This window comes from Kitasatospora sp. NPDC091257 (assembly GCF_044757675.1).
GTDB classification, from domain to species: domain Bacteria; phylum Actinomycetota; class Actinomycetes; order Streptomycetales; family Streptomycetaceae; genus Kitasatospora; species Kitasatospora lactacystinica.
The window spans coordinates 1-2,272 of record NZ_JBIVVI010001350.1 but is presented as its reverse complement, the minus strand read 5'-3'; the positions used below and the strand labels follow the sequence as shown (position 1 = coordinate 2,272).

The window sequence follows — 2,272 nt, the reverse complement described above, 5'->3', positions numbered from 1 at the left end:
GCCTTCTGGCAGAACGTCGCCCAGGGCTCCCTGCTGGTCGCCGCCGTCGTCATCCAGCAGCGCCGCAACCGCGAGCGGGCGGTCGGACTGCCCGCCTGAGCCCGGTCTCCCGTGCGCGGGGCGCCCCACCGCCCGGCGCGCGGGAAACCGGTCCCTGAGCCGGCCCGACGCGTGCGGCGCCGGGCCGGCTCCCCCATCGGGGCCGAACCGCGAACTCCCGAACCGGGTGTCCCGGTGATCAGTCCCCCATGACGTCCGCCTCGGCCGGAGGTCCTGGCCGGGCCCGCCACACAGTGGCAGCCGGTCCGGACCCGGCCGGAGGCGGAACGAGCGGTCGGCCGCCGAGGGTCGGCCGGACCGCGACCGGAACCGCCGGTGCCGCCCCTGCCGGCGGCACCGGCGGTTGCGCGTCCTCCCGGTGCGGTGCGGCCGGGCCCCCGCCGTACCGGCCGACCGGTCGGGACGGGGGCCCGCCGGGGTCCTGGGATACTGGATCATGTCGCGGCCGACGGCTCCCCGGTCACCGACGCGAACGCTCCGGCGCCCAGCCCGGCCCTCGGCGGTGGCACCGGTACGTCCGGACCGTGGCAGGGTCGGCCTGCCGGAGGACGCGGGAGCGGTCAGGCACCCGTTCGATCGAAAGGGCCTTCGTGGCTGATCAGAGTTTGCTCGCCCCGCAGCGCCAGGCGCTGATCCTGGAGGCCATCCGCAAGGCCGGCGCGGTGCGCGTCGCCGAGCTGGTCGAGCAGTTCGGCGTGTCGGACATGACGATCCGCCGCGACCTGGACGCACTGGTACGCCAGGGAGACGTGCAGAAGGTCCACGGCGGGGCCATCGCGGTGGGGACCGCGAGCACGGACGAACCCGGCTTCGACGTGAAGTCCGGGCTGGAGGAGGGCACCAAGGCCGCCCTGGCCGACGCCGCAGCGCAGCGGGTGGAACCGGGCAGCGTGGTGGCGCTGTCCGCCGGCACCACCACCTACGCGGTCGCCTCGCGGTTGCTGGACGTCCCGGGGCTGACGGTCGTCACCAACTCCCTGCGGATCGCGGACCTGCTGTGGGCAGCGGAGAGCGACGGAGCGGAGACCGTTCCGTCGCTGCTGTTGACCGGTGGGGCGCCGACGCGCTCCGCGGCCCTGGTGGGGGCCCTCGCGGACCAGACGATCCGCACGCTCCACGTGGACCTGCTCGTCCTCGGTGTGCACGGCGTCAGTGAGCAGGCCGGACTCACCACGCCCAACCTGGCGGAGGCGCAGACCAATCGGTCGCTGATCGCCTCGGCCCGCCGCACTGTCGTGGTCGCCGACCACACGAAGTGGGGCGTCGTCGGCCTGAGCAGTTTCGCGACCCTGACGGAGGTCGACTGCTTCATCACCGACGACGCCCTCCCGGCGGCGGCCCGCAGCGTGCTCGCCGACGCGGTCGGCGAACTCGTCGTGGTACCGGCCGCCGGCTGACCGGGCGGGGGCACCGCGCCCGGTCAGGCCAGCCGCCGCGCCCCCGGCGAGGGGACGGCGGTGAAGGCGACGGGTGCGGCGAAGCCCGCGGCGCCGAAGGCCGACCGCACCGCGTCCGCGACCGCTGTCACGTCCGCCGTGGCCACCAGGGCGATGACGGAGCCGCCGAAGCCGCCGCCGGTCATCCGGGCGCCCGGCGCCCCGGCGGCCACGGCGGCCTCGACCGCGAGGTCCGTCTCGGGGCAGGAGACCCGGAAGTCGTCGCGCAGCGAGGCGTGTCCGGCCGTCAGGACCGGCCCCAGCGCGGCGATCCGGCCGCCGTCCAGGTGCTCGATCGCCTCGGCCACCCGCCGGTTCTCGGTGACCACGTGCCGCACCAGCGGGGCGAGTTCCCCGGGGAGGCGCTCCAGGGCGGCGGTGAGGCCGGCGGCCGACAGGTCGCGCAGCGCGGCCAGGCCGAGCAGGTCGGCGGCACGCTCGCAGCCGGCCCGCAGGGCGGCGTAGGCGCCGTCGCCGAGGTCGTGCTTGACCCGGGTGTCGATCACCAGCAGCCGGTAGCCGGCCGCCTCCAGGTCGAGCGGGACGTGGCGCCGCTCCAGCGTCCGGGTGTCGAGGAGCAGCGCGGCACCGTCCGTGCAGCAGGCGGAGGCCATCTGGTCCATCACCCCGCAAGGCACGCCGACGAAGGCGTTCTCGGCCCGCTGGGCGAGCAGGGCGAGGTCCGGCGCGGACAGGCCGAGCCCGTACAGGTCGTTCAGGGCGGCGGCCGTGGCGCACTCCAGGGCGGCGGAGGAGGAGAGCCCTGCCCCGGTCGG

At 76.2% G+C, this 2,272-nt stretch carries 2 protein-coding genes; one reads left to right on the top strand and one right to left on the bottom strand.

The window, feature by feature from the left end; translation table 11 throughout:
• The first annotated feature begins 650 nt into the window (after window positions 1-650).
• Complete coding sequence (locus ACIQOV_RS38160; protein ID WP_401055356.1) at window positions 651-1,457, top strand: DeoR/GlpR family DNA-binding transcription regulator; 807 nt, start codon at window positions 651-653, stop codon at window positions 1,455-1,457.
• A 23-nt stretch (window positions 1,458-1,480) separates the two neighbouring features.
• Here the strand turns inward: ACIQOV_RS38160 and ACIQOV_RS38155 are convergent.
• Window positions 1,481-2,272: galactokinase (locus ACIQOV_RS38155; RefSeq protein WP_401055355.1), on the bottom strand; the 792-nt coding region annotated here is incomplete at its 5' end.